The sequence below is a fragment of the Gillisia xinjiangensis genome (assembly GCF_046298265.1).
GTDB classification, from domain to species: domain Bacteria; phylum Bacteroidota; class Bacteroidia; order Flavobacteriales; family Flavobacteriaceae; genus Gillisia; species Gillisia xinjiangensis.
In genome coordinates, this window is record NZ_JBKAHK010000124.1 from 1 (window position 1) to 519 (window position 519).

At 68.4% G+C, this 519-nt stretch carries 1 protein-coding gene; it reads left to right on the plus strand.

Annotated elements, in window-relative coordinates:
• Positions 1 to 519 (plus strand): LysR substrate-binding domain-containing protein (locus ACKGJN_RS16805; protein ID WP_409540718.1); only part of this gene is annotated, 519 nt, incomplete at both ends.

Sequence of the window (519 nt, forward strand, 5' to 3'; positions counted from 1 at the left end):
CGTGCCGCGCGGCTTTCGCGCGTCGCTGACGGTCGGCGGCCGCTTCGGGCTGTGGGAGCAGTTGCTGCTGCACTGGCTGCCGGTCATGCGGGAAGCGGCCCCCGACGTGTCTGTCCGCGCCGAGATTGGCTTTGAGCCGGACCTGATGCTCGGCCTGGTCGAGGGGCGCATCGACATCGGCGTGATGTACACGCCGCAGAGCCGCCCGGGCCTCAAGGTTGAAATGCTGCTGGAGGAACGGCTGATCCTGGTTTCGACGGACCCCGCCGCCGTACCGGAGCCGGGGCCAGGATACGTCCTGATCGACTGGGGGCCGGAGTTCTATGCCCGGCACAGTGCCAGCTTTCCCAACTTCATCGGACCCGGGCTGACGGCCAACATCGGCTGGCTCGGCCTGCAGCATGTCACGGCGCAAGGCGGCTCCGGCTACTTCCCCGCCCGGCTGGTCCGCGAACACTTGCATTCCGGCCGGCTCACCCACCTGAAAGCAGCGCCGTCCTTCTCGCTGCCAGCCTATGC